The organism is Nonomuraea jabiensis (genome assembly GCF_014204795.1).
GTDB classification, from domain to species: domain Bacteria; phylum Actinomycetota; class Actinomycetes; order Streptosporangiales; family Streptosporangiaceae; genus Nonomuraea; species Nonomuraea jabiensis.
The window spans coordinates 3,137,565-3,161,654 of sequence record NZ_JACHMB010000001.1; the positions used below are offsets into that span (position 1 = coordinate 3,137,565).

Sequence of the window (24,090 nt, forward strand, 5' to 3'; positions counted from 1 at the left end):
CAGGAGGAGCGAAAATCGCCGGTGGTTCCATGGAACCTTTCCCACGATCGACGCCTCTGGATGGATATGACTTGGCCTGTTGCTGATCTGGACCCGGTACGGAGGCTGCGAGTGCTCGCCTCCGCCATCCCCGGGGCGTACATGGCGGAACGTGTCATCGCCGCCCCGTTCGAGGACGTCTGGTCCGTGGTGAGCGCCCTGGAAGAGGAGTTCGGCACCTTCGAGCCGGACATGCGCCGCCTGACCATCGTGTCCGGGCACGGGAGCGAGCGCCTGGTGGCCAAGGCGCGAAGCAGGTACGGCATGCGTGCAAGGTTCGACATCGAGCTGCAGCCCGGCTGGTGCTGGATGCAGAGCAGGTTCCTGATCGTCGGCGTCGCGGCGGCAGCCGTACCGGGAGGAACCCTGGTCGCCCAGACGGGAGGGGTCCGCGTTCCCGGCCGGGCGGCGCTGGTGCCCTTGGGCGTGCGGGCCGCGGGGGAGAAGGCGCTGGCCAGGCTCGAGGCGAGGGTCGTACGTCGATGAGCGCCGAGCTGGTGCGCGCCGCGCAAGGCGGCGACACGATGGCCATGAACGACCTGCTGAGCGAGCTGACGCCCTACCTCGGCCGGATCTGCGGGCCCATCGCGCTCGACAACGGGTCCGACGCCGTTCAGGAGGCGCTGATCGCGATCTTCCGGAACCTGGGCAGCCTGCGCGATCCGCAGGCGCTCCACGGCTGGGCCCGCGCGATAGCCGTACGGGAAGCAGTCAGGATCGCGAGACGGCGGCACCACGCGGTGGAGCTCGCCGAACTGCCGTCGAGGCAGGACGTCGAGAGCGCGGTGGACATCCGTGACGTGCTCGAGCGGCTGTCCCCCGAACATCGGGCCGTGCTGGTCCTGCGTGACCTGGAGGGGTTGCCGGAGGAGGAGGCCGCGCGGCTCCTGCACGTACCGGAGGGAACGGTCAAATCGCGCCTGCACCGCGCCCGCCGGAGCTTCCGCAAAGCCTGGCAATCGTGAGGAACCTCCTGAGGCTCGGTCGCCTCCTTCTGGTGGAATCCCACAGAACGGAGAGCATCCATGAGACCTCGTACGCTCGCGGTCCTGAGCCTGATCCTCACCCTGGCCGTCGGCGCCGTTCTTTACGGCGCGTACGGCTATCGCCCAGCGGTGGCCGGCTACCGGCCGCCGGCGAATGCGCGGTTCCTCGACACCCCACTCGCTCGCTTCCACTACGTCAAGGAGGGCTCCGGCACACCTGTCGTGCTGCTGTCGCCTGGGGCTTCATGGACGTACGGTTGGCGCCGTCAGGTGCCGGCGCTCGCCCGCGACCACACGGTCTATGTAGTGGACCTCCCCGGTCAGGGATTCACCCGGCTGAAGGACCGCGACTTCACCTGGGACCTGAGGGGGATGACCACGGCGATCGGCGTGTTCCTGAACGCGGCGCGCATCGAGCGTCCCGCGCTCGGAGGGCTGTCGTGGAGCGGAGGCTGGGCGCTGGCCTACGCCCAGCGCCACCCCGAACGCGTCAGCAGCCTGCTCCTGCTGGCCCCCTCCGGCGCCAGCACCCGCGACACCTGGGTGTATGAACTCATGAAGTACCCGGTCGTCGGGGAGCTGTGGAACAACTGGTACTACGCCGACAGGTCCAGCTCCCGTGCCGCGCTCGACCGGATCCACGTCAACCGAAGCAGGATCCTCGAGGAGGACGTCGACGCGTTCTGGGCACCCGGCACCTTCCCCGACAACCTGGAGAGCCAGGTCCTGCTCGAACGCGGCCTGGACTGGCGTGAAACCCTGGCCGCCATGCCGTCCACCACCACGCCCACCTTGGTGATCTGGGGCCGCCAGGACACCGTCAACCCGGTGGGGCAGGCCCAGGAGTACGCTCGCCGGTTGCCCGCCGTGCAGGTGCGCGAACTCGACGGCTGCGGTCACGCGCTGACCACCGACTGTCCGGAGGAGGTCGCACGGCTGATGGCGGACTACCTGGCTTAGCGACCCGGTGTAAAGCCACTGGAGACGCGCCTGACCCGGCGACCAGTGAAACCCCGGCGAGGGTGCCGTGAAACCGCCACCGCCGAGAGTGAAGCCATGAGCATCACAGAACTCGGACGTACCCAGGGCGGCCCCGCCCTCGACGGGAGCGCCGATCTAGCCGTACGCGCGCAAGGGCTGGTGAAGGCGTTCGGCGGGCACCGCGCCGTCGACGGGATCGACCTGGAGGTACGCCCCGGCGAGATCTTCGGCGTCCTCGGCCCGAACGGCGCCGGCAAGACCACCACGATACGGATGCTGGCCACCCTGCTGGCGATCGACGCGGGCCGTGCCGAGATCTTCGGGGTCGACGTGGCCGCCAACCCGCACGTGATCCGCCAGCTGGTCGGCGTCACCGGACAGTACGCCTCGGTCGACGAGAACCTGACGGCCCGCGAGAACCTCTGGCTCTTCAGCCGCCTGCAGGGCATCCCCGCGCCGCGGGCCCGGCGCATCGCCACCGAACTGCTGGGCCAGTTCGGCTTGGAAGAGGCAGCCGACAAGCCGATCGCGCAATTCTCCGGGGGCATGCGCCGCCGCCTCGACCTGGCGGCCAGCCTGATCACCAGGCCACCACTGATCTTCCTCGACGAGCCGACCACCGGTCTCGACCCGCGCACCCGCGGTCAGATGTGGGACACCATCCGCGGTCTGGTCGCCGACGGCTGCACGGTGCTGCTGACCACGCAGTACCTGGACGAGGCCGACCAGCTCGCCGATCGGGTCGCCGTCATCGACCATGGCCGCAAGGTCGCCGAGGGCACGCCCGACGAGCTGAAGACCGCGGTCGGCAACTCCACGCTCCAGTTGCTGCTCGCCGAGCCGGGCGAGGTGCCCGCCGCTGTGCAGGTCGTACGGCGCGTCCTCGGCTCCGACCCGGTACTCAGCCCGGAGCAGGGCCGCCTGAACGTCGCCCTCGACCAGGCCGACCTGGCCGCGGACGTACTGATCGCGCTCCGCACCGCCGGGGTGTCGATCTCTTCGGTGAGCGTGGCCAAGCCCAGCCTGGACGAGGTGTTCCTCGCCCTCACCGGCCACGAGACCGATGGGCACGAGACCGATGGCTACGAGACCGATGGCTACGAGACCGATGGGCACGAGACCGATGGGCACGACGAGACCCGCACGGAGGAGAACCGATGAGCACCGTGATCGCACCCGCCCGCGAGGCGGTACGGGCCGCCGACCGCGTGGCGGCCGCCCGGCGTCGCGTCTCCATGGGGGAGACGGTCGGTCAAACCCTGACGATGGCATGGCGGGCGCTCAAGAAGATGCGTCGCAACCCGGAACAGTTCTTCGACGTGGCGCTGCAGCCCATCCTGTTCACCGCGATGTTCGCCTTCATCTTCGGCGGCGCCATCGCCGGTGACGTGGAGAGCTACCTCCCCCTGATGATCCCCGGCATCCTCGCCCAGACCGTGCTGACGACGTGCATGGCCACGGGCACGCAGCTACGCGAGGACCTGGAGAAGGGCGTCTTCGACCGGTTCAAGTCGTTGCCGATCGCCCGGATCGCGCCGCTCGCCGGCCCCATGGTGGCCGACCTGCTGCGCTACACGATCGCGGCCACTCTGACCTTCGGCATGGGTCTGGTGATGGGCTACCGCCCGGCCGGTGGAGCGGGCGGCGTGCTCGCCGCGATCCTGCTGGCGATCTTCACGGGCTGGTCGCTGGCGTGGGTTTTCACCTGGGTCGGCACGATCGCCCGCAGCGCCCAGGCGGTGCAGGGCATCTCCATGATGATCTTGTTTCCGCTGACGTTCCTGTCGAACGCGTTCGTCCCCGTCGAGACCCTGCCCGGGTGGCTGGCCGCGTTCGTCCGGTTCAACCCGGTCTCACACCTGGTCACGGCCACCCGCGACCTCGCCAACAGCGGCCTCGTCAGCGGGGAGGTGGCCTGGACGCTGCTGGCGTGCCTGATCGTCATCGTGATCTTCGCGCCGCTGTCGGTACGCAGCTACAAGCGGCACATGTGATCCGTGCCCGTCCCGGCCGGAGACCCGCTCGACGAGACTGCGCGCCTCGTCGAGCAGGTCGGAGCCGCGCCGGTCGCCGTACTCGGCCCGCACGGCGGCGATCATCCCCGGCGCGGCCCGCTCCGCGTACGGTTCGATCCGCTCGAAGGCCATGCTGGGCATGCTGGTGTTGTACGCGAACCGTTCGGCCAGCACCAGCAACCCGATCGCGTCGCGGGGGGCCAGGGCTCCGCGCAGCAACCCCCACGCGCCGAGCCCGAAGAGCCTCGAGCCCAACAGCGGATAGTCGAGGATCGGGTTGTCCGCGGCCAGCAGGTCGTAGCCCCGGACGGCGGAGAACAGTTCCTCGCCGTACCGGGCGTCCTCCGGCGGGGCGTGGTACGCGTACGCCGTCAGAGTGACCGACTCCGCCATGATCGCCCACGGCGTGACCTCCGCGCGCAGCACCCCGGGCAGCCGCAGGTTGTGCGCCCGCTGAACGGCCAGGCGGTACTCCGCGAGCGCGGCGGCCGTCCTGCCGCGGGCGAGGGCCAGCTCGGCCGCGCACAACGAGGCCATCGCCACCCCGCCGAGCACGGTCTCGTTGTCGTTGATCCGGATGATCCCGGCGAGTTCGGCCTCCGCGGTGTCGAGGTCGCCGTCGGCGAGAGCGCAGATCAGCAGCACCGCGCGCAGCTGCACCTCGTCGTCGGCGGCGCCGAGCCGGCTCAGCACCGGAATGGCGGTACGCGCGTGCCCGACCGCCCGCCGCCGGTCGCCGAGCTGCATGACCAGGTGGGCCAGCATGGCGTGCATGATCGCGGCCAGCCACGGCCCCTCGTCCTCGCGGACCATCGCCAGGGTCCGCTCGGCGGCCTCGATCGCCCCGGTGACGTCTCCGGTGTTCTCCAGGACTTGGGCGCTCATCTGCGTCGCCGCCAGAACCACGTCACGGTCGCTGCTCCGGCACAGCTCCGCCAGCCGGTCGCGCACGTCGGCGGCGTCGTCCGCGACGCACGCGAGCAGCACGGTGCTCATCGCCGCCACCAGGGAGTCCGTCGCGTCGCTGGTGGGCAGCGCGCGGAGGAGGTCGCGCATCGGAGCGCTGCCGCGGTCGGTGAAGTTCAGGCTGTTCATGAGCGTGATCAGCATGGCGGCCCTGGTCACCTCGACGAGGTGCGGCGGCGGCATCCAGCCGCTGACCACCTGGGCGATCGCGTCCCGGTGAACGAGTATCCGGGAGTGGTCGCCGCGGATCGACCACAGCGCGCCGACGCCGGCCAGCAACTGGACCATCGTGACGGGATCGGGCTCGCCGAGGGCCTGCCGGAGCAGGTCGGCGAGGTTGCTCTCTTCCGCGTGCAACGCGTCTGCCGCCGCGAACTGCGCCGGGCCGAACAGCCTGGCGCCGTGTTCGAGGGAGTACGCCGTCGCCCAGCCCAGCTGCGCCGCCCGGGCCGACGCCTCTTCGCCGGCCTCCTTCAACCGCATCCGCCCGAACTCCCTGACGGTCTCCAGCATCCGGTAGCGCAGGCCGTACGCCGTCTCGCGGACGTTCAGCATCGACTGCTCGGTCAGCGCGTTCACCACGTGCAGGGCGTCCGAGCCCAGGACGTGCTCGGCCGCGGCCAGCGTGAAACCGTCGCCGAACAGCGACATCCATCGCAACGCCCGCCGTTCCGGCTCGTCCAGCAGGTTCCACGACCACTCGATGACCGCGAGCAGCGTCTGGTGCCGGTCGGGGGCCGTACGGTTCCCGCCGCGCAGCAGGGCGAACCGGTCCGCCAGCCGCCGCGCGATCTCCTCCACCGACATCGCCCGTGCCTTGGCCGCGGCCAGCTCGATCGCGAGCGGCAACCCGTCGAGGCGGGCGACGACCTCCTCGACCACTGCCTCGTCGATCCGCACCCCCGGGCGAGCGGCCGTGGCGCGCTGGCGGAACAACTCCACCGCGTCGCCCGTGGGCAGCTCGCCGAGCGGGTAGACGCGTTCGGCGGGGATCGACAAGGGGGCGCGCGAGGTCGTGAGCACCCGCAGGTCGCGGGTCGTCACGGTCAGGAACGCCACCAGGTCGGCGACGGCCTCGATCACGTGCTCGCAGTTGTCCAGGATCAGCAGCGCCGGAGCCTGGTCGAGATGCTGGGCGATGCGGGCGCGAACGTCTGAACGCTGCTCGGCGGTCAGGACCCGACGCCCGCTGACCGAGTCCCGAACCCCGAGCGCCGAGCCCACCTCGCCCACCACGCCCTCGGGGGAGGACACGCCGACGAGCTCGACGAAGTGAGCGACGGGCTGCGTGACGTCCCTGCCGACGACATGAGCCAGCCGCGTCTTGCCCAGCCCGCCGGGGCCGATGATGGAGACCACCCGGTTGGTCCGCAGAAGGGCGTGCACCGCTCGGATGTCGTCATCGCGGCCGAGCAGCGAGGAGCCGTCGAACAGGATGCCGGCGCGCACCGGCCGATCCGCGGCGAGGAGTTCGGCGTACACGCGGGCGAGCTCGGGCCCCGGTCCGGTGCCGAGCCGCGCCACCAGGCCCGCGCGATACCGCTCGTAGCGCTCCAGGGCGGCGGCGGCACCTCGTACGGCGGCCTCGCTCCGCAGCAGGCAGGCCAGCAGCTCCTCGTCGTGCGGCCGATCGGCCGCGGCCTCCTCCAGCAGCGGCAGCGCGGCCTCGTGAGCGCCGCTTCTGCCCCGCGCGATCGCCGCCACCCGCCGGGCCTCGGCCGCCCACTTCGCCGCCATCCCCCTCAGCTCGGCGAGCGCGCCCGTGGCACCGTCCGGGCCGCCGGCCACGAGACCCATGGCCTCTTCGGCGCGGCGACGCGCGAGCGCCACGTCGTCCTCGCCCAGTGCGGCCCGCGCCTGCTCCACCAGCGCGCCGACGAGCAGCGCGTCCACCTGATCGGCGGCCAGCCCGAGCCGGTACCCACGCGGCATCCGCACCACGACATCGGCACAGGTCGCCGCCCTGGTACGCGAGACGACCACCTGCAGCGCCTTCGTCGGATTGGCCGGCGCCTCATCCGGCCACAGCTCCTCGACCAGGCGCTCGTCACTGACGCCTGCACGCCCGTGCATGGCGAGCAGGGACAGCAGGGTCTGCGCACGATCGCCGACCACGCGCACACCTTGCCAGCGGACGCCGTCGAGCAGGACCAGAGCGGGGGACACACCCTCAGCTTACGGACGAGTCAGACGCGAGCGGCGTGACCGTTCAGTCCGAGGCGGTCGGGTCGCGGAAGAGAAAGCTGTTCGAGCGATCCGCGTGCAGGTAGTGCTGGAACCGCGTGGCCTTCGCCTGCGCTGTCCTGTCGGCCGTGACGACCGTGAGGAGGACGTACCTCCCGCTCGAGGTCACCCGCCGCTTGGCGTAGACGTACGTGCCGAGCATCTTGTCCCGGCGCCACTTCACAGCCCCGGAGGAGTTCGCCAGGCGCCCGGCCGTGGCCCTGGCCGCCTTCATGGTGGGGAAGGACATGATGACCTGCACCGCCGTGAGATGGCCCCGGTAGGCCGCATAGGCCAGTTGAACGGCGTGCTCGCACCTGTTCTTGGCGAGCACGCCGTGCCTGTCCACCGGCGCGCAGGAGTCATACGTCCAGCCGCCCACCTTCTCGGCCTTGAACGTGACACTGCCCAGGCGGAAGTTCCAGTCGCCGTATTCGCCGGCGTCGATCGGCGAGTCCGGGCGCTCTTTCTCGCTGGGGCGCGGTCTCTTGGGCTGGGGGGTGGGATCTGCTGTCGGCGAGGCCGCGGCCGGGGGGTTCAGATACCTGTACAAGCTGAACGTGAAGCCGCCCGGCAGGAGCACTGCCAGGATCACGACCAGAGCAGAGACCACACCGGGGTATTCCCGCGGACCGGGTTGCCGAGGGTGTCCCATGGATCAATTGTGCTGCACTCTGCCCGGGTTCATCGCCGCCGGCATCCACGCCGGCGACGACGGCACCACCGCGCGTCACACCAGGAAGATCAGCTCGAGCCCGATCAGCACGTCCAGCACGCCGCACCACTCGGCGTAGGAGCGGCTGACGACCTTGCCGCGCCGCAGGTGCACGAAGTCCCAGACGCCGTGCAGCAACCATCCGGCCGCCACCACGTACCGGCCGATCTCCGGGTCGAGGGCCAGCCCTGCCAGCGCCAGCGCGCCGAACCCGATCATGCCGATCGCCTGGATCCTGAAGGCGCCGGACCGGCGCGAGTGTCCGTCGATCAGGCCCCAGACCAGCACGACCAGGGCGAGAGCGAGCAGGACGGTGGACGGCGCGACCAGATCCAGCAGCCGCGCCCCGATGATGATCACCATTCCGACGCCCAGCAGCGGCCACGACAGCGCGGGCCGGCCCAGCTTGGCGACGGCGAGATACAGCAGCGGCAGGGCCGGAAGGACCTGCGCGAGGCTCCTCACCTCGCTGCTCAGGTCGCTGCCGCTGCTCACCGTCAGCAACGTGAGTCCGAGGGCGACGGCGGTCGGCCAGCGGCCCGTCAGCACGTGGATCCGGCGCTTGGGGGCGGGTGCGATGTTCGCTGCCTGCATCGGAATCCTCCTTGATACGGGGGGGAGGTATGGACGACCTCCAGGCTCGCCGACACGAGGGTCTTCTCGGTAGCGCCGAAACCGCATGTCAGAGGATGGACATGTCACATGATCGCGTGACATTTGTCATCTTGGGGCCGAGGTGAGGCGCAAAGGGCCGACGCGATGGATTGCTGCGACAATGGCCGGGTGCGTGACGTGCCGGTCGATCCCGGAACGGGGCTGACGAACTTCCGCCGCTACACGTGGTGGAGTCTCATCGGCGTCACCACGTTCTTCCTGATCTTCAGCGTCAGGAGCCGGATCATGGACACGGCGGTGCCGGTCACGGTCCGGCTCGCCGCCGTGGCCGCCTTGGCGGTGACGATGGCGGCCATCGGGGTGTCCGTCAGCCGCCGGCTCCCGCGTATCCCCGTCGAGTCGCCGGGCAGCGACCCGGCCGGGCCACCGCCGGTGAGATGGCTGGTGGCCGGAGGTGCGGGCGCGATGGTGCTGGGCGCGATCCTGCTCGCCCTGCGGGACTACGGGCTCTGGTCGTTCGGCCCGGCCATGATGGTCTCGATCATCGCGACGTTCATACCCGGTCGGCGCCGGTGGCTGCTGATCGCCGCCACGGCGGCGGGCGCGGCCGTTCTCGGCGGGGTCACGGCCGCGGTGTCGGGGCAGGGATCGGTGTTCGCGGCGGCGTTTCCGGCCGGACTGGTGGTCTTCACCGGCTGGGTCACGCTCGGCATGTTGTGGGCATGGGACGTCGCCGAGCGGCTGAACCTGGCCCGCCGGTTGTCGGCGGAGCTGGCGGTAAAGGACGAGCGGCTGCGTTTCGCCGCCGATCTGCACGACATCCAGGGCCACCACCTGCAGGTGATCGCGCTCAAGAGCGAGCTGGCGGCGCGGCTGGCGGGGGCCGACCCCGCGCGGGCGGCCGCGGAGATGAAGGAGGTACGGCGGCTGGCCGCGGACGCGTTGCGGGACACTCGCGCCGTCGTCCAGGGGTACCGCCGGGTCACGCTGGAGGAGGAGATCGGGAACGCGACCAGAGTGCTTGCCGCGGCCGGCATCGACGCCCGGGTGGAGTTCGACCCGCCCGCCGTCCCCGGCATCCTTCCCGATCCGGGCCCGCGCCTGCTGGGCCTGGTGATGCGGGAGGCGACCACCAACGTGCTACGCCACAGCCGCGCCCGGCACGCCGAGGTCGGCTACCGGATCACCGGCGGCCTGGCCCGCCTCACGTTCGCCAACGATGGCGCGCCCGAGCATCCCGGCACGGAACGGCAGGCCGCTCCGGGTACCGGCCTGCGGACGCTCGCTGAGCGGCTGGAGGCCGCCGGCGGGGAGCTGACCTGGAAGCGCGACGGCGACCACTTCGTCGTGGCGGCCTCCCTGCCGGTGGAGACAACCGGCCACGAATCCGCGAACGCCCGGACTGCCGCAGCGGCCACCGAACCGGAGGCGCGATGATCCGGCTCTTGATCGCCGATGACGAGGACCTGATCAGGGGTGCCCTGACGGCGCTGCTGGAGCTGGAGGAGGACCTGACCGTCGCCGCCGAGGCGGCCACCACCACCGACGCCGTGCGCCTGGCCCGCGAGCACAAGCCTGACATCGCCGTACTGGACCTGGAGATGCCGCCGGCCGACGGCCTGCGCGCCGCTGAGGAGATCAGGGCGGAGTCCTCCATCAAGATCATCCTGGTGACACGGCACGCCCGCCCGGGGGTGCTGCGCCGCGCGTTGTCGGTGGGTGTGAGCGGGTTCGTGCCCAAGACCACCCCCGCCACGAAGCTGGCGGAGATCATCCGCGACGTTGCCGCCGGACGGCGCTACGTCGATCCCGACATCGCCGCCTCGGCCCTGACCGAGGACGACTGCCCGCTCAGCGATCGGGAGCTGGAGGTGCTGCGGGCGTCCCGGACCGGGGCCTCGATCCGGGAGATAGCCGCCCAGGTCCACCTGGCGCCCGGCACGGTACGCAACTACCTGTCGGCGGCCATGGCCAAACTCGGCGTCAGCTCCCGCCACGCCGCCGCCCACCGAGCCTGGGAAGAAGGCTGGATCTGAGGATCATTCCGCGCGGCACCGGAGGCGAAGCGCAGGACCGCCAAGGCCGACGTGCCTAGCCGATGTCGACCACCCGCGCCCACGAGGGCGGCGTGTCCGGCACGTAGCCGGGATCGCTCTCGTCGTACGACCGCCTGGTCCGGGAGAACAGCCCCACCACCATCCGGGACGCCGGCCGTTCCTGCGGCCACGGGGTCTGCCCGTCGGTCAGGACCACGACGACATCCGGCCGCGGGCTCGCCCGCAGCGCCTTGGCGATGCCCGCACGCAGGTCCGTGCCGCCGCCGCCCACCAGCGTCATCCCCTCGGACCGGCACAGCGGTTGTGCGACCCGGGCCGCCGCGTCGCAGGACAGCACGCTGACCAGGTCGCGCCGGCCGCCCACGGCGCGGACGATCGCGGCGACCTCCAGCAGCGCGCTCCCCAGTTCGGCGTCGCTGACCGACCCGGAGGTGTCGATGACCACGCTGATCCGCGGCGGCCTGCGCCGCAGGCTCGGCAGGATGACGCCGGGCAGGCCGGCCGAGCGCCGCGGCGGCCTGCCGTAGGTGTAGTCCTCGCCCACGCCGGGTCCCGACACCGCCGAGCGGATGGCCGCGCCGAGCAGTTCCCGCCACGGCTGCGGCGGGTGGAAGGCCTCCTCCGCCCACCGCCGCCATCCCTTGGGCACGTTCCCCGGATGGGCGTTGATGCCCTGCGCCACCCGGAACCGGACGGCCTCCCGCTCGTGGTCGCTGAGCCCGTTCGCGCCCTCCGGCCCGAGATCCCACTCCCGCTCCAGCCCGTCGGCGCCGCTGCCGCAGTCCAGCCAGACCAGCCCCTGCGTATACGGCCCGAGCCGGAACTGGCGCAGGTAGTCCTCCATGAGCTCGCCTTCGCGCAGCCCCAGCATCTTCGGCTGGACGGCGTCATCAGGCCAGGCCAGCCCGTCACCGTACACGTCGTCGTTGATCTCGAAGTCGGCGGCGATGTTCATCCGCAGCCGCTCTCCCCGTCCCGTCAGCTCCCGCTGCCGGGCGACCCGGTCGCTGCGGCCGTGATGGTCGCGCAGCAGGTGGGAGACCTCGTGCACCCACACGCTCGCCAGCTGCTCAACGGGGGTCCCCGCGACGAACGCCGGTGAGACGTAACACCGCCAATGCCGATCCACCGCCATCGTGGGCACGGACCGCGACTCCACCGGGTGCAGCGCGAACAGCGCAGTCGCCAGATAGGGCCGGGCCCGCGCGGCGTACAACCGGGCGGTGAAGAGCTTCTCGAGGTCCATCAGCCCGCCACCCGCGCCGCGACCTCGTCCGCCTTCCTGCTCAGGGAGACCACCCCGGCGAGCCTCTCGATCGAGGCCGGGACCTTCCAGTCAGCGCGGCGCAGCCCGGCGAGCGTGGAGGCGGGCACGACCACCAGGTCCGGGGCGCCGGTCTCCAGCGCTCGCACCAGCAGCGCCCATGCCGCGTCCCACCGGCCCTTCTCCGGCCGCTTCCGCACGGCCGCGACCACACCGTCAAGTACGGCCTGGCGCAGGTCACCCCGCTGCGGCAGCTCGGCCGCCTCCGGGTCGGCCAGCAGCACCTCGGGATCGGGAAGGTCCATCCGATCCATGGCGGCAAGCAGCTCCAGCCCAGGACCGTCTCCCACCGTGCCCCTGACCAGCATGGACAGCACGTCCTTGGACGCGCCGGCCGCGGTGGCGAAGGCGGTCAGGCACAACGCCATCTCCCAGCTGCGAGGTGAGGGCCACGGGCCGCCCCGGTGCGCCTCGTTGTTCGGCAGCCGGTGCACGAGATCGGGGCGGGCGACGAGGAGCCCGCACACCGCACGCCGGGCGAACGTCACCGCCTCGGACAGCCGCTCCGGATCCAGCCACGGCAGGCTCGCGCGCGGCCAGGTCCCGCCGAGGCCGCGTACGACGACATCGTGATCGTGCCGCCATTGCAGGTGGACGAAGCGGTTCGCGAGCGGCGGGCTCAGCTCCCAGCCATCGGCGGCGGAGGAACGCGGGTTGGCGGCCGCCACGATCCGGACACCTGTCGGGAGCCGCAGGGCCCCGACCCGCCGTTCCAGAACCAGGCGGAGCAGGGCGGCCTGTACGGCGGGCGGTGCCGTGGACAGCTCGTCCAGGAAGAGCAGCCCCCGGCCCGCGCGAACCAGACGTACAGCCCAATCCGGCGGCGCCATCGGGACGCCCTGCGCGGCGGGGTCGTCACCGACCACCGGCAGGCCGGAGAAGTCGGACGGCTCGTGCACGCTGGCGATCACCGTCGTGAGCGGCAGGTCGAGCGTGTCGGCGAGTTGCTGCAGCGCCGCGGTCTTGCCGATCCCCGGCTCCCCCCACAGCAGGACGGGCAGGTCGGCCGCCACCGCCAGGGTCAGGGCCTCCAACTGCGTGTCGGTACGTGGCTCCGTGGTGGTGTCGCGGAGCAGGGACAGCAGCTCGCCGGCGACTTCAAGGCGCGAGGCATGAACAGACGTAAGCATGATTAATCACCTTTTGAGGTCTAGGAAGTGTCAGCGGAACGTGGCGTGGCGCGGGCGTGCCCGGCCCTTACGGGAGCGGCGGTCCGGCCGCTCGGCCAGTCCCGGCTCCGGCCGCTTGGCCGGTCCCGCCTCCGGCCCGAGCCCGGCACGGAACAGCCCGTGGTCGATCCGCCGCCGCGCCGCCTTCTCCAGTGCGTCGCGCAGCGCGCCTTCTGGCAGCTGCGCACCAGGTCCGAGGAGACCGTCGACGGTGGCCTGCGCGCCCGCGGCGTCGCCGTGCTCCAGCCGCGCATGGACGTCGAGGAGGCACTCGGGGGAGCGGTGGGCCTCCTCGATCAGTTGCAAACAGGGCAACGGGGTGCCGGTCAACTCGGCCAGCAGCTTCTCGCGCCGGATCTCGCTCGCGTCGTGATCCAGGGCGACCAGCACGCCGTTCACCAGCGCGATCCTGTGCCGGGCGCCGCGGCACTCGACCGTTCGCGGCCCGTTCTCGCTCTGGCGGCCGCGTGGCCTGGCGTCCGGCGAATGGCCGGGTACGAGCGCCGCTGCGACGAGCGGGTGCAGCCTGCCGGCCTCGATCAGCCCGGCACGCAGCAACGCCAGGTCGGGCAGCACCCAGGTCGCCGCGTCAGGCAAGATCGGCGGCGGCGCGGGTCCTCTGTCGCCGGCCCGGGACGCGTCCACATCGACGAGCACCTGACGCCGCCCGCCGACCCGGACGGCCACCGTACCCCCGTCCTGCCCCTCGGCACGGAGCAGCAACCGGGCCTCGGCCGGCCACCGATCGACGGCCCAGCCCCGCGCGTGCGGCGCCGTTTCGGAACGGGTACGCAGCTCACCGGCCCTGCGCGCATCCCACAGGTGGCGATGCAGGTCGAGGCGGAAGCGCCGATTCGGATGGGGGTGCGGATGCGGTCCGGACCGGGAACCGTCCCAGAGCGCCAGGCTGATCCGCTGCCCGGCATCCGCCCAGGCCGGCGGGGTCCTGGCCACGAGGTGAACCGTATTGTCCCCCTCGTGGTACCGGGCCAGCGACAGGGTCAGCCCCGGACGTAGCAGGCCGTTGGGGGCGATCCTCGGCATGTGCCAGCGCAGCAGGTCAGGTGCCAGGTGGCGGAGGTCGGTGCGGAGATGGGTGGCCAGTTCCTGGCCGTGGAGGCGCGCTATGCGGCGCAGGTCGAGATCGACATCCACGTGCGCTGCCGCACAGGCCGCTGCCCAGTCTCCGGTGGCACGGCGGGCGGTCGCCGACTCGATCATGGGGGGCGGCACGGCGAACTCGCGCACGCGCAGCCAGAGGGTAAGGCGGGGATCCTCGTTCGGGGTCGAGTGCGGCATCAGCACTCACCTTGCGCGAACGGGGCCCCCAATCTGATGTAGGAGGTATTCATCGTGATCAGCGTAGCGTCTTCCGGTCCGCGCGAGAAGAGCGGCTCCGGCAACGCCGGCCACGATCAGGCTATGGGGAGGGCGGCTTGAGAGCTTCCTTTGTGACCGTCGCCCACTACGTCCGCATCATGGTCGTCTCGGGTGAAGCAGCATGGGCACGTGTACTCGCCTTGCGGCAGAGGGAACAGAGCGCGACATCCGCCGCCATTCACCAACGCGATCCTTGAGCGCGTGCCATGAACCTTGGCGGGCGCGCGATGGTGACATCAAAGTGCGCAGTTCAGAGCATTAGCCCATGGAAACTGGACAAGGCGGTCTCCCGCACCTGACGCGGCCCGCGATGACTTTTGCGGACGCGCGGGGTCCACTCCTTCGGAGAGCCGGGCCTTCCCGGCCCCAACGGAGAGGAGATCCGACAGTGGCAGTGGGAATCTTCGCGGGCATTCCCGTCCGCGACTGCAAGAGTGCCGTGGAGTGGTACACCAGGCTCCTCGGCAAGGACCCGGCGTTCTGGCCCAACGACGTCGAAGCGGTGTGGCAACTGGCCGAGGACCGGTACGTGTACGTCATCGAGGACGCCGCTCGCGCCGGAGGCGGCGTGAGCATGATCTGGGTGGACGACCCGGTGTCTGAGGTGGACCGGATCGCAGAACGCGGGCTGCGGCCGGCGGGCAAGGAGCAGCACGGCAACGTCTGCAAGTGGGTCTTCCACGACGCCGACGGCAACGAGATGGGCATAGGAGGCGAGACCGCGCCAACGCCCTGATCGGAGATCAGCCACTCACTCTTTGATGGCATACGCCCGATGTTCGCCGGCCTAGGCCCGCCCAAATGCCGGGCCGCCAAGCGCCAGGATCAGCGTCCGCTCGGCCATCATCCCGGCCCCTGACAGAACATCTCGCCACCCACGCCTTCTTGCTTCTCGGCAAGCGCGGCGAGTTCCCGCGCGGCGGCAACTTCCGGTGCAAGGCCAGGTGGACGGAAGCGCTCAAGGAGATGGGACTTCGCGACCTGCACTTCCACGATCTCCGCACACCGGCAGCACGCTCGCCGCCCGGTCCGGCACGATCCTGGCGGACCTCAAGGCGCGCATGGGGCACGGCAGCGACCGCGCCGCGCTCATCTACCAGCACGCCACCTGCGACGCAGACCAGCGGATCACCGACGTCCTCAGCGCTCGTCACAGAAGATCATCAAGGGTTAATGGGACGAGCGCCCCGCACCAAGATCGTCTGTGGGGTGGAGCCCCCGACAACACCTGTTCCAGGCGAGGTGTGGCTGGCGAGCTTCGATGCCGAAGCAGGCGACGATCTCCGTCAGCGTCTCACCTGATGAGGAGACCTGAAGGCGCTGGGCCGCTGTTGGCGCTCCCGCTAAGGAATGGCCTTCTGTATTGCGTCTCCGGCAGGCTTCGTTCTCGAAGTCGGCAGGCGGATTTGTCGATTTTCGACACTGCGACCTTTCAATATTAGTTGGACCAGGTATAGCCGTTGGTCGTGACCTGGCCTCCGCCGGGCGTTTCGTCCACGGCGTGGGCGGGGCTTGCAAATGCGAGGCCGGCGGCGGCAATCACCGCCGCAGTGATGAGCATTTTTCGTGCTCTAATTTTTGAAGCCATGGAACACCTCCGAACGCGAAATCCCAGGCGATTCTGGTTTCGCCAGGGCTCGACGGAAGTGATCGTACACAAGTTATCAGATGCTGACAAGGGCCTCAATTTAGAGCATGTCCAATTATGCAGATTGTTGTCCGCATTACCTATATCAACGGCTGAGCGATTGCCTGGAACGTTGAGAAATTTCATCATGGCAGTACGCGGGGGCGGTCGCCGCACGGTTGCGGGTGCGGGAGCAGTCAGATTCAGGCCTCTCCGGAGCATGTCTCGTCTCCGCCGTTCTGATGTCGCACCGGGCGTAAGGTCCGCCCCTTCATGAAGGCTGTCGTGTCGACGACCCGTACGATGTCCAGCTCGACGCGGGGACGGCAGGACGTCGAACAGCCGACGTCTGCTGCTGAACGACACGCGCCTTGTGCGTGACCGGCCCATCCGCGCCGGTCGGAGTCTTGGTAAACGTCGAGGCTTGAACGGGGCGGGGGTGCCGCCGACTTCGACAAGATCAAGGCGGTTCGTGCGAACGCCATGCCCCGGCAGGGGGCGACGGCGTCCCGCCGCGGACGAAACCGCCGCCAGCCCTCCGCCCCCCACCCTTGCTTCACCTATCGAAATTCGATAGATTCTCATCGCAACTCGATCGAAGGATGAGTCATGGGAAAGCTGGCAGTGCGTGCGCTTCGCGCCGTGCTCGTGGTGCTGCTCACTGGCACCGTGTTCGTACAGGCATTGATGGTGTGGACATTGGTCAGCGGGAGCGACCCGGAGGACGGGTCGCTCCCGCTGACCGCGTTCCGCGTGATCGCGATCCTGGGCATGGTGTCGGGCCAGGTCGCCCTGGTCAGCGTATGGCGGCTGGTGACGATGGTGCGACGCGGAACCGTGTTCTCCCACGCCGCCTTCCGGTACGTGGACGCCGTGATCGGCGCGATCGTGGCGGCCGCCTTCCTGTGGTTCGCGGTCACGGCTATCAACGCGCCGGGCCAGCGGGACGACCCGGGCGTCACCGTCATCATGGCCGGAATTGGCCTGGCCATCCTGGGGGTCGCACTCATCGTCTTCGTGCTGCGGATGCTGCTCGCCCAGGCCGTCGCGCGCGACGTCGAAGCGGCGCAGCTGCAGGCCGAGTTGGACGAGGTGATCTGATGCCGATCGTCGTCGACATCGACGTGATGCTGGCCAAGCGGAAGATGTCCGTGGGCGACCTCGCCGATCGCGTAGGGATCACGCCCGCCAACCTGGCGGTACTCAAGAACGGCCGCGCCAAGGCGGTGCGCTTCACGACGCTCGCCGCGCTCTGCGAGGTACTCAAGTGCCAGCCGGGCGACCTGCTGCGCTGGGAGGCCGAGGACGCCGCAGGCGGATGACGTGCCCCAGAGCGGGCGTAAAACGCCTGGCACCACCGGCCTGACCCGGCACGTCGACCGCAGCGCCGAAGCGAGGCCCGATCCGGTCTCTGATCTCCATTCATCTACGTAGATCGGCAAATAGAGTCCGTGCGTCTGCGCCTGGACTTGTCCGTCGACCGATAGGTACTTCATCCACCAGGGAGGGTCGAGAGGCGGCCTCTCCCGGTAGGCGGCGGCAAGCTCGGCAAAGGTCCCTGATGAAGTTGCAGCGTGCTGTCGATGAACGTGGTTTTCCAATCGACTCTCCAGACGACCGCCCCAAGGGTCACGGCCACGATCACGCGACTGCTGCTCGCGCATACGCCTGGACCGAGAGGTACGAGATGACCGTGGTGAAGCTCCAGAGACACGCCCACAGCCAAGCGAAAGCGATGATCAGCGGCGTTAACAACCAAATCTGCCGGTACAGCGGGATCTGCAGATAGCCTGCGGGGCCCAGGAAGATCGATCCGGAGCTGGCCATGATGACGGTCCATTTGGAGCAGCGGGCGGACCTCATAAGAGACACCGACACAGGAGGAGTGTCCCGGCCGCCATACGTGAGCCGCTGCAAATAAAGCTGGAGTTTTGCGTAATTTGCACGTTTATCCATATTTCTGTCGACGAAAATGGCGCGTGCATGGGCGGCTACTGCTCACGTCCTAGCCAGTTGGGGAGGCATCCATGTGAAAGCCTTCACTCAGGACCGACCGGAAGGCTTGATCTTCGCCGGACCCGACAACGGGGCGCTCAGTAACACCAACTTCAACCGCCGCGTCTGAGCCAAGGCGCTCGAAGACGCGGGCGTGTCGAAGATTCACTTCCACGATCTGCGGCACACCGCCGGCACAGGTTGATGACCCTCATGGGGCACTCCAGCACCCGGGCCGGGCTCATCTACCAGCACTCCACCGACGAGCGCCAGCGCGAAGTGCCGCGCAAGCTTGACGCCCTCACACACACCGCACTGGCAAAGAAAGCCACTCGGGCACGTAACAGGCACGGGCCTCAGAGCCAGCCCCCCACAAAGATCGACATTGACCTGGGCTTTCATATGAGTGGCGCCTGCGAGTTTCGAACTCCTGACTTCCAGCTTGCAAACGGGAGTCAGCCACAACGTTGAGAGCTTCTTGTCCTGCTCAAGCGCCAGGTACGCCCTGCCAGAGTGCGATCGCGTAAGGCGATGTTGCTGGACCAAGCTGCTGGACAACGTCCGGCGTGCGCAGGCCTCATCCGAGGTGCGATGGATACAGGGCTGTCGCGAGGTCCTCGGCAAGGTCCTTCAGCGCGACGTCGACGTTCAACGCGGTGACGACCGCCTGCGTCAGCGGGCGGAGCGCATAGACGTGCTGTACCGCATCGAGATCCACACGGACTTGGTAGTAGTCCTCAGCGAACCGTTGGAACGCCTTTGGCGTCGGATCGGTGAGCAGCGCGAACAGGTGGGCCGATCCGTCGGGATCACTTTCGCCCTCCGGATAGTCGATCTCGCCCACCCGCCAGCCCTCGTCACCGGCCTCGCGCCATAGACAAGCGGTCACGACCGGCATGCCGTCCTCGTCGCAGAACGCGGGCTCCACCACGCAGTGGCGGAAGACATCGGGGACTGAGTCAAGCACTCCCGGCCATGGCCCGTCGTTCCGATATGGGCTCATCACCGCCTCATGATCGAAGCCACGAATGTAAGCGCCGCCGGCCAAGAAGACAATGGAGTATTCGTCTCCAGAGCCGTTCCGCATCGACCCCATCTCCTCCGCCGGGCCCCAACCCGCGCTAAAGGAGTGGTAGCGACTCTCCCAGTCATCCGGGCTCAGGACGGCCTCCAGCACCGCCATAGACCGGCAAAGATCTCGGAGCACCAGGACGTCGGGCAACAGAGGGGCGACATCGTGAGCAGTCATGCATTCCATCCAACCGGACGCCAGTGACAACTCAAGGCACTCCGTTGTGGGCATAAGGACAACCAGCACTTCGCGAAGAGCGGTGGTTGAGCCATGACTGCGCATGTTCTCCGACGCGTGATCTGGTCACCCGCGAAAACAACTCGATCATGTCGGCGAGCAGCGGTTACGCTGGCGGACGTCTCGCGTCGCTTCTCCCCGGTTCCGATGCTCCCACGGAACAGTGACGGAACAAGAGCAGAGCTTGGAGGCGGCTGTGGCGATACCGAAGAAGGGCTCGCGGCTCATCACCATCGACGGCACCGTCTTCCGCTGGCGTGTCCGCCACAAGCCGACCTACGACGAGGGCATGGCCTGGGCGCCGCTCAGCTTCGCCGTCGAGCGAGCTGAGAAGCCGGGAGCCGTTCTTGTGGTGTCACTCCCCTGCGCCCGTCCGGACAACTGGCTAGGAGAGCGAACGATCGCTATCCGTCCGTTCCTGGTCGTCGAATGCATCCGGCGGGCCGTCGAACAAGGATGGAACTCGGGGCAACCAGGCACGGGATTCGTCCTCACCGTTGCTGAGGACGAACTGGCCGCGCTCGTGGGCGAACCGCCTCAGCATCTGATCTGAGCTGCCTTTCCCTCCGGGGCATGATCCCGGAGGTGGCGGCATCGAAGACCATGTCCCAACGAGCCGTACGCCAGCGTGAAGCTCCAGTACAAGGACTACGCGCCGGTCCTCAGCCTGCGTTCAAGCCCTCAAGGAGATCTCACAGCGCTACGGCTTCCCGATCCCGCAGAAACAGCGCGAGCGTGCAGAGAACGGTTGAGGTGGCAGCATACAAGATCAAAAAGGCCACTTCCCGATCATAGGAAGTGGCCTTTTACGTGCAGTGGAGCCTAGGAGATTCGAACTCCTGACTTCCTGCTTGCAAAGCAGGCGCTCTGCCAACTGAGCTAAGGCCCCTTCGACGAAGATAGCTTACCGGGCGGACGAAGCTACCTGCGTCGTACCAAGGTCATCGCTCAATACCAAACCAGGGAAGTCGGCGATCGAGTCAAGGATGTGGGTGGCGCCGCCCTTCAGCAGGCGCTCCCGGCTGTGGACCCCCGTCATCACCCCCGCCACGATCGACGCGCCCGCGCGTCTGCCGCAGAGCATGTCGCTTTCCGAGTCGCCGATGACGGCCACCTGGCGGACGTCCTCCACGCCCAGGCGCAGCACCGCGTGCAGGACCATGTCGGGCCAGGGGCGGCCGCGGCCGCCGGCGTCTTCGGGGGAGATGGCCAGGTCGATCTTGTCGTGCCAGCCGAGGACGCTCAGGATGCGGCTCAGGGTGGTGCGGCTGAAGCCGGTGATCAGGGCGAGCTTGATGCCGGTGCCGCGGAGTTTGTCGAGGACCTCCAGGACTCCGGGCATGGGGACGAGACCTGCCCGCTCGAGAGTGCCCTCGTAGGAGCGCTCGAACGTCAGGTTCGCCGCTTGCGCCTGGGCCTCGTTTCCGGGGAAGATCCCACGGAAGACATCGATCTTGGGGCAGCCCCGGGACCGGTGCACGTGAACCATGGCACGCGCGTATGCTCCGGTCCCGGGCACTATGCCCTGGGTCGCGATCGCCTCGGCAAAGGCGCGCTCGACCATGGCGATGTCACCGACTGTGGTGCCTGCCAGGTCCAGGCACACCAGCTTGATGGGGACGACGTCACTCATCGCCTCGCCGGTCGGTTAGTTCTCGCTGCCGGTCGCCTCGGTCCAGAGATCGAGCTCTGCGCGGTCGGCCTGCACCTTACGCCAGATCAGCAACCCCCCGAGGGCGATCAGCGCCAGAACGAGCAGCTTCTTCACGGTGTGACCCCACTTCTTCGACGGCCTCACCTGCCGGGGTGAGACCCAACGGTTGACATGCAGCCTAGCAAGGGATGGCTGCGCTCCCTGTGTTGCGCACGGACCAGATGCGCGGAATGTGCGGAGAACGAGTGGTCAGCCCCAGGTGAGCTGCGTTAACCCCATCCCGCACGACATCTCGGATTCCTCTCCGTGTCCATCCCCCTTCATTCCGGGGGCCACTCGTCCAGGCAACAGCTCGATCATGCCAAATATCGCGCCCGGCCGCGCATGACTTCGAACTGGACAAACCCCTGGGGGGTATGTTACGTTCCTCGCCGTTCCCGGAAATACCCCCTGGGGGTAGCAAGGAAGGAAGGGGTCACGTCATGGCTGACGCAAGACGCTGGTGGGCGCTCCTCGTGCTCGCGGCGGCACAGTTCATGGTGATCATGGATACGTCCATCATCGGCGTCGCGCTCCCCGACATGCAGCGCGACTTAGGCTTCTCCGACGGCGGGCTGCAGTGGGTGTTCAACGCCTACGTGGTCGCCTTCGGCGGATTGTTGCTGCTCGGCGGGCGGCTGGCCGACCTGTTCGGGGCGCGCAGGGTGTTCGTCACGGGGTGGGCGGTCCTGATCGCCGGGTCCGTGGTCGCCGCCGCTGCCACCACCGCCTGGGTCGAGGTGGCCGGGCGCGCCGTGCAGGGCATCGGCGGGGCGCTGATCGCGCCCGCCGCCATGGCGCTGCTCATGATGCTCTTCGGCCACAACGCCCGCGAGCTGGGCAAGGCCATGGCACTGTACGGCGCCGCCGCCCCGGCGGGTGGCACCGCGGGCGTGTTCCTCGGTGGCGTGATCACCGAGTACCTGAGCTGGCCCTGGGTCTTCATCATCTACGTCCCGATCGGCCTGGCCACCCTGGCGGCCACCAAGCTCCTGCCCGCCGTGCGCGGCAAGCGCGGCTCCGTCGACCTCGTGGGCGCCGCGTCCGTCACCGCGGGCATCGCGCTCGTCGTGTACGCCATCGTCGCCGCGAACTGGCCGGCCGGCCTCGGTGGCGCGGCGCTGCTCGCCCTGTTCCTGGTCGTGCAGCGTACGGTCAGAGAGCCGCTCATGCCCCTGGCCATCTGGCGCACGCCCGGCCTCGCCACCTCCAACCTGGCCATGGCCCTGCTCGGCGCGGCCTGGATCCCCATGTGGTACTTCCTCAACCTCTACCTGCAGCAGGTCCTCGGGTACGGCGCGTTCGCCAGCGGCGCGGCGCTGCTCCCGATGACCGTGGCGATCATGATCTTCATGATCGGCATCACCGCCCGGCTGCTGGGCAGGTTCGGGGCCAAGCCGCTCATCGTGGTCGGGCTGGCGGTGCTGGCGGCCGGGGTGGCCGGGCTCGGGTTCACCGGCGAGTTCGCCACGAACGTGCTCCCCGCGAGCCTGGTCGCGGCGGTCGGCATGTCCCTGGCGTACATCCCGGCGATGATGTCGGCCATGTCGGGCGCCCGCCCGGAGGAGGCGGGGCTCGCCTCCGGCATCGTCAACACGACCTATCAGGTCGGCTCCGCGCTCGGCCTGGCGGTCATGACCGCGCTGGCCACCTCCCAGGAGCAGCTCGGCTTCCAGGCCGCCTTCACGGGCGCCGCGGTGGTGGCCGTCCTGGGCGCGGCGCTCACGGCCGCTCTCATGCGCAAGCCGGCCGTACGCGAGAGCGAGCCTGTCGGCTGAATCCTCAAAAACCCTTCTAGATACCCTAGGGGGGTAGGGTGTTACACTGGAAAAAGGGAGACATCATGAGCACCACCACCTACATCGTCAAGGGCATGACCTGCGGTCACTGCGTGAGCTCGGTCAAGGAAGAGGTCAGCGAGGTCGCCGGAGTCACCTCCGTGGAGGTGGACCTGGCCGGCGGCCTGCTGACGGTCGACAGCGAGGGCCCCGTCGACCGGGCGGAGATCGCCGCCGCGGTCGAGGAGGCCGGATACGAGCTGGCGGGCCAGGCATGAACGCCGCCGCCAAGCTCGGCGCCTACGTCCTGGGGCTGACCGTCGTCTTCGGCGGCGCCCTGGGCGTGGGCCAGGTGGTCGGCCCGACGGCGGCCCCGGCCCAGCAGGTCGAGGACCACGCGGCGATGGCCTCGCAAGGCGAGGACCACGCGGCGATGGCCCCGCAAGGCGAGCACGAACAGACGAAGAACGATACCCCTAGGGGGCTTCAAGTGTCCGAGAACGGCTACACCCTCAACCCGTTGACCACCGTCAAGGCCGGCGAGCCGACCGATTTCCGTTTCACGGTGACCGGACCCGACGGTAAGCCGGTGACCGATTATCAGGTCGAGCATGACAAGAAGCTGCACTTCATCGTGGTGTCGCGGGATCTGACGAGCTTCCAGCACCTCCACCCCGTCCAGGACGGCGACGGGGCGTGGTCGGTGAAGCTGACGCTGGCCGATCCGGGCGCGTACCGGGCGTTCGCGGACTTCGCCCCGGTGGGTGGCGGTAACCTGACGCTGGGTACGGATCTGCTGGTGGCGGGGGACTACGCGCCGAAGCCCCTTCCCCCGGTGACCCGTACGGCGACGGTGGACGGCTACACGGTGTCCCTGCAGGGCGATCTCGTGCCCGGCCAGGCGAGCAAGCTGACGCTGAGCGTGAGCAAGGACGGCGGACCGGTGACTGACCTGCAGCCGTATCTGGGGGCGTACGGGCATCTGGTGGCGTTGCGGGCCGGTGACCTGGCCTACCTGCACGTGCATCCGGAGGAGAGCGTGAAGGCGGGGCCGGAGATCACCTTCTACGCAGAGGTGCCCAGCGGCGGCGACTACCGGTTGTTCCTGGATTTCCAGCATGACGGCAAGGTCCGTACCGCGGACTTCACCGCCCGGGCGAGTGGTGCGGGACCGGCGCAGCCGGGCACCAGTGGTCACGGGCACTGAATCAGGAAACG

Annotated in this window: 24 protein-coding genes, 1 tRNA gene and 1 pseudogene; 14 read left to right on the forward strand and 12 right to left on the reverse strand. The window is 69.1% G+C overall.

Annotated elements, in window-relative coordinates:
- Window positions 1-111: 111 nt before the first annotated feature.
- The 5 genes from HD596_RS13900 (at window position 112) to HD596_RS13920 (ending at window position 4,000) form a co-directional block, all read left to right on the forward strand.
- A complete protein-coding gene (locus HD596_RS13900; protein ID WP_221519317.1) occupies window positions 112-525 on the forward strand; it encodes a hypothetical protein in 414 nt (137 codons plus the stop codon).
- Entirely contained in the window at window positions 522-1,004 is a 483-nt protein-coding gene (locus HD596_RS13905) for an RNA polymerase sigma factor (protein WP_185069648.1), read from the forward strand. The genes HD596_RS13900 and HD596_RS13905 overlap by 4 nt, the downstream gene beginning before the upstream one ends.
- A 60-nt stretch (window positions 1,005-1,064) precedes the next feature.
- Window positions 1,065-1,985: an alpha/beta fold hydrolase gene (locus tag HD596_RS13910; protein ID WP_185069649.1), complete on the forward strand. Its 921-nt coding sequence runs from the start codon at window positions 1,065-1,067 to the stop codon at window positions 1,983-1,985.
- A gap of 96 nt (window positions 1,986-2,081) precedes the next feature.
- The gene (locus HD596_RS13915; protein WP_185069650.1) at window positions 2,082-3,167 is read left to right on the forward strand and encodes an ATP-binding cassette domain-containing protein; all 1,086 of its coding nucleotides are present in this window, start codon (window positions 2,082-2,084) and stop codon (window positions 3,165-3,167) included.
- Complete coding sequence (locus HD596_RS13920) at window positions 3,164-4,000, forward strand: ABC transporter permease (RefSeq protein ID WP_185069651.1); 837 nt, start codon at window positions 3,164-3,166, stop codon at window positions 3,998-4,000. The genes HD596_RS13915 and HD596_RS13920 overlap by 4 nt, the downstream gene beginning before the upstream one ends.
- A 2,031-nt stretch (window positions 4,001-6,031) precedes the next feature.
- On the opposite strand, the pseudogene HD596_RS61685 reads toward HD596_RS13920, so the two are convergent.
- From HD596_RS61685 to HD596_RS13935, 3 genes and pseudogenes are all read right to left on the reverse strand, one after another.
- A pseudogene (locus HD596_RS61685) lies at window positions 6,032-7,060 on the reverse strand (AfsR/SARP family transcriptional regulator); the annotation flags it as partial.
- A gap of 136 nt (window positions 7,061-7,196) precedes the next feature.
- Entirely contained in the window at window positions 7,197-7,805 is a 609-nt protein-coding gene (locus tag HD596_RS13930; RefSeq protein ID WP_185069652.1) for a hypothetical protein, read from the reverse strand.
- A gap of 135 nt (window positions 7,806-7,940) precedes the next feature.
- The gene (locus HD596_RS13935) at window positions 7,941-8,519 is read right to left on the reverse strand and encodes a hypothetical protein (RefSeq protein ID WP_185069653.1); all 579 of its coding nucleotides are present in this window, start codon (window positions 8,517-8,519) and stop codon (window positions 7,941-7,943) included.
- 189 nt (window positions 8,520-8,708) lie between these two features.
- On the opposite strand from HD596_RS13935, the gene HD596_RS64760 reads away from it, so the two are divergent.
- Entirely contained in the window at window positions 8,709-9,977 is a 1,269-nt protein-coding gene (locus HD596_RS64760) for a sensor histidine kinase (protein ID WP_221519318.1), read from the forward strand.
- Entirely contained in the window at window positions 9,974-10,576 is a 603-nt protein-coding gene (locus tag HD596_RS13945) for a response regulator transcription factor (protein ID WP_185069655.1), read from the forward strand. Before HD596_RS64760 ends, HD596_RS13945 begins: the two co-directional genes overlap by 4 nt.
- Before the next feature lie 55 nt (window positions 10,577-10,631).
- Here HD596_RS13945 and HD596_RS13950 read toward each other — a convergent pair whose 3' ends face one another.
- The 3 genes from HD596_RS13950 to HD596_RS13960 are packed head-to-tail and all read right to left on the reverse strand — an operon-like array spanning window position 10,632 to window position 14,389.
- On the reverse strand, window positions 10,632-11,843 hold the full coding sequence (locus HD596_RS13950; RefSeq protein ID WP_185069656.1) for a vWA domain-containing protein: 1,212 nt from the start codon (window positions 11,841-11,843) through the stop codon (window positions 10,632-10,634).
- Window positions 11,843-13,051 (reverse strand): AAA family ATPase, encoded by a 1,209-nt coding sequence (locus HD596_RS13955; protein ID WP_185069657.1) that lies wholly within the window; start codon window positions 13,049-13,051, stop codon window positions 11,843-11,845. Before HD596_RS13955 ends, HD596_RS13950 begins: the two co-directional genes overlap by 1 nt.
- Window positions 13,052-13,081: 30 nt before the next feature.
- Complete coding sequence (locus tag HD596_RS13960) at window positions 13,082-14,389, reverse strand: hypothetical protein (RefSeq protein ID WP_185069658.1); 1,308 nt, start codon at window positions 14,387-14,389, stop codon at window positions 13,082-13,084.
- A 469-nt stretch (window positions 14,390-14,858) separates the two neighbouring features.
- On the opposite strand from HD596_RS13960, the gene HD596_RS13965 reads away from it, so the two are divergent.
- Window positions 14,859-15,206: a VOC family protein gene (locus HD596_RS13965; RefSeq protein ID WP_185069659.1), complete on the forward strand. Its 348-nt coding sequence runs from the start codon at window positions 14,859-14,861 to the stop codon at window positions 15,204-15,206.
- A 107-nt stretch (window positions 15,207-15,313) separates the two neighbouring features.
- Here the strand turns inward: HD596_RS13965 and HD596_RS13970 are convergent, their stop codons facing one another.
- A complete protein-coding gene (locus tag HD596_RS13970; RefSeq protein WP_185069660.1) occupies window positions 15,314-15,463 on the reverse strand; it encodes a hypothetical protein in 150 nt (49 codons plus the stop codon).
- A 1,243-nt stretch (window positions 15,464-16,706) separates the two neighbouring features.
- Here HD596_RS13970 and HD596_RS13975 point away from each other — a divergent pair.
- A complete protein-coding gene (locus HD596_RS13975; RefSeq protein ID WP_185069661.1) occupies window positions 16,707-17,198 on the forward strand; it encodes a DUF2975 domain-containing protein in 492 nt (163 codons plus the stop codon).
- Entirely contained in the window at window positions 17,198-17,419 is a 222-nt protein-coding gene (locus tag HD596_RS13980) for a helix-turn-helix domain-containing protein (protein ID WP_185069662.1), read from the forward strand. The genes HD596_RS13975 and HD596_RS13980 overlap by 1 nt, the downstream gene beginning before the upstream one ends.
- A gap of 319 nt (window positions 17,420-17,738) precedes the next feature.
- Here HD596_RS13980 and HD596_RS13985 read toward each other — a convergent pair whose 3' ends face one another.
- Together HD596_RS13985 and HD596_RS13990 are read right to left on the reverse strand one after the other, a co-directional pair.
- A complete protein-coding gene (locus tag HD596_RS13985; RefSeq protein WP_185069663.1) occupies window positions 17,739-17,924 on the reverse strand; it encodes a hypothetical protein in 186 nt (61 codons plus the stop codon).
- A 745-nt stretch (window positions 17,925-18,669) separates the two neighbouring features.
- Window positions 18,670-19,275, reverse strand: a complete 606-nt coding sequence (locus HD596_RS13990) for a hypothetical protein (RefSeq protein WP_246554447.1) — start codon at window positions 19,273-19,275, stop codon at window positions 18,670-18,672.
- Between the two features lie 322 nt (window positions 19,276-19,597).
- Between HD596_RS13990 and HD596_RS13995 the strand changes: the two genes are divergently transcribed.
- Window positions 19,598-19,954 carry a hypothetical protein gene (locus tag HD596_RS13995; protein WP_185069665.1) on the forward strand — a complete coding sequence of 119 codons (357 nt, stop codon included), beginning with the start codon at window positions 19,598-19,600 and terminating at the stop codon, window positions 19,952-19,954.
- A gap of 263 nt (window positions 19,955-20,217) precedes the next feature.
- Here HD596_RS13995 and HD596_RS14000 read toward each other — a convergent pair.
- The 3 genes from HD596_RS14000 to HD596_RS61695 all read right to left on the reverse strand — a co-directional run bounded on the left by HD596_RS14000 (window position 20,218) and on the right by HD596_RS61695 (window position 21,169).
- Window positions 20,218-20,290: transfer RNA gene (locus tag HD596_RS14000), tRNA-Ala, on the reverse strand.
- Window positions 20,291-20,305: 15 nt separating this feature from the next.
- Entirely contained in the window at window positions 20,306-21,034 is a 729-nt protein-coding gene (locus tag HD596_RS14005; protein ID WP_185069666.1) for an HAD-IA family hydrolase, read from the reverse strand.
- Between the two features lie 15 nt (window positions 21,035-21,049).
- Window positions 21,050-21,169, reverse strand: a complete 120-nt coding sequence (locus HD596_RS61695; RefSeq protein ID WP_020542320.1) for a DLW-39 family protein — start codon at window positions 21,167-21,169, stop codon at window positions 21,050-21,052.
- A 368-nt stretch (window positions 21,170-21,537) separates the two neighbouring features.
- On the opposite strand from HD596_RS61695, the gene HD596_RS14010 reads away from it, so the two are divergent.
- The 3 genes from HD596_RS14010 (at window position 21,538) to HD596_RS14020 (ending at window position 24,079) form a co-directional block, all read left to right on the forward strand.
- Window positions 21,538-22,872 carry an MFS transporter gene (locus tag HD596_RS14010; protein ID WP_185069667.1) on the forward strand — a complete coding sequence of 445 codons (1,335 nt, stop codon included), beginning with the start codon at window positions 21,538-21,540 and terminating at the stop codon, window positions 22,870-22,872.
- Window positions 22,873-22,937: 65 nt separating this feature from the next.
- Window positions 22,938-23,150 (forward strand): heavy-metal-associated domain-containing protein, encoded by a 213-nt coding sequence (locus HD596_RS14015; protein WP_185069668.1) that lies wholly within the window; start codon window positions 22,938-22,940, stop codon window positions 23,148-23,150.
- Window positions 23,147-24,079 carry a DUF8832 domain-containing protein gene (locus tag HD596_RS14020; RefSeq protein ID WP_185069669.1) on the forward strand — a complete coding sequence of 311 codons (933 nt, stop codon included), beginning with the start codon at window positions 23,147-23,149 and terminating at the stop codon, window positions 24,077-24,079. Before HD596_RS14015 ends, HD596_RS14020 begins: the two co-directional genes overlap by 4 nt.
- The last annotated feature ends 11 nt before the right edge of the window (window positions 24,080-24,090 follow it).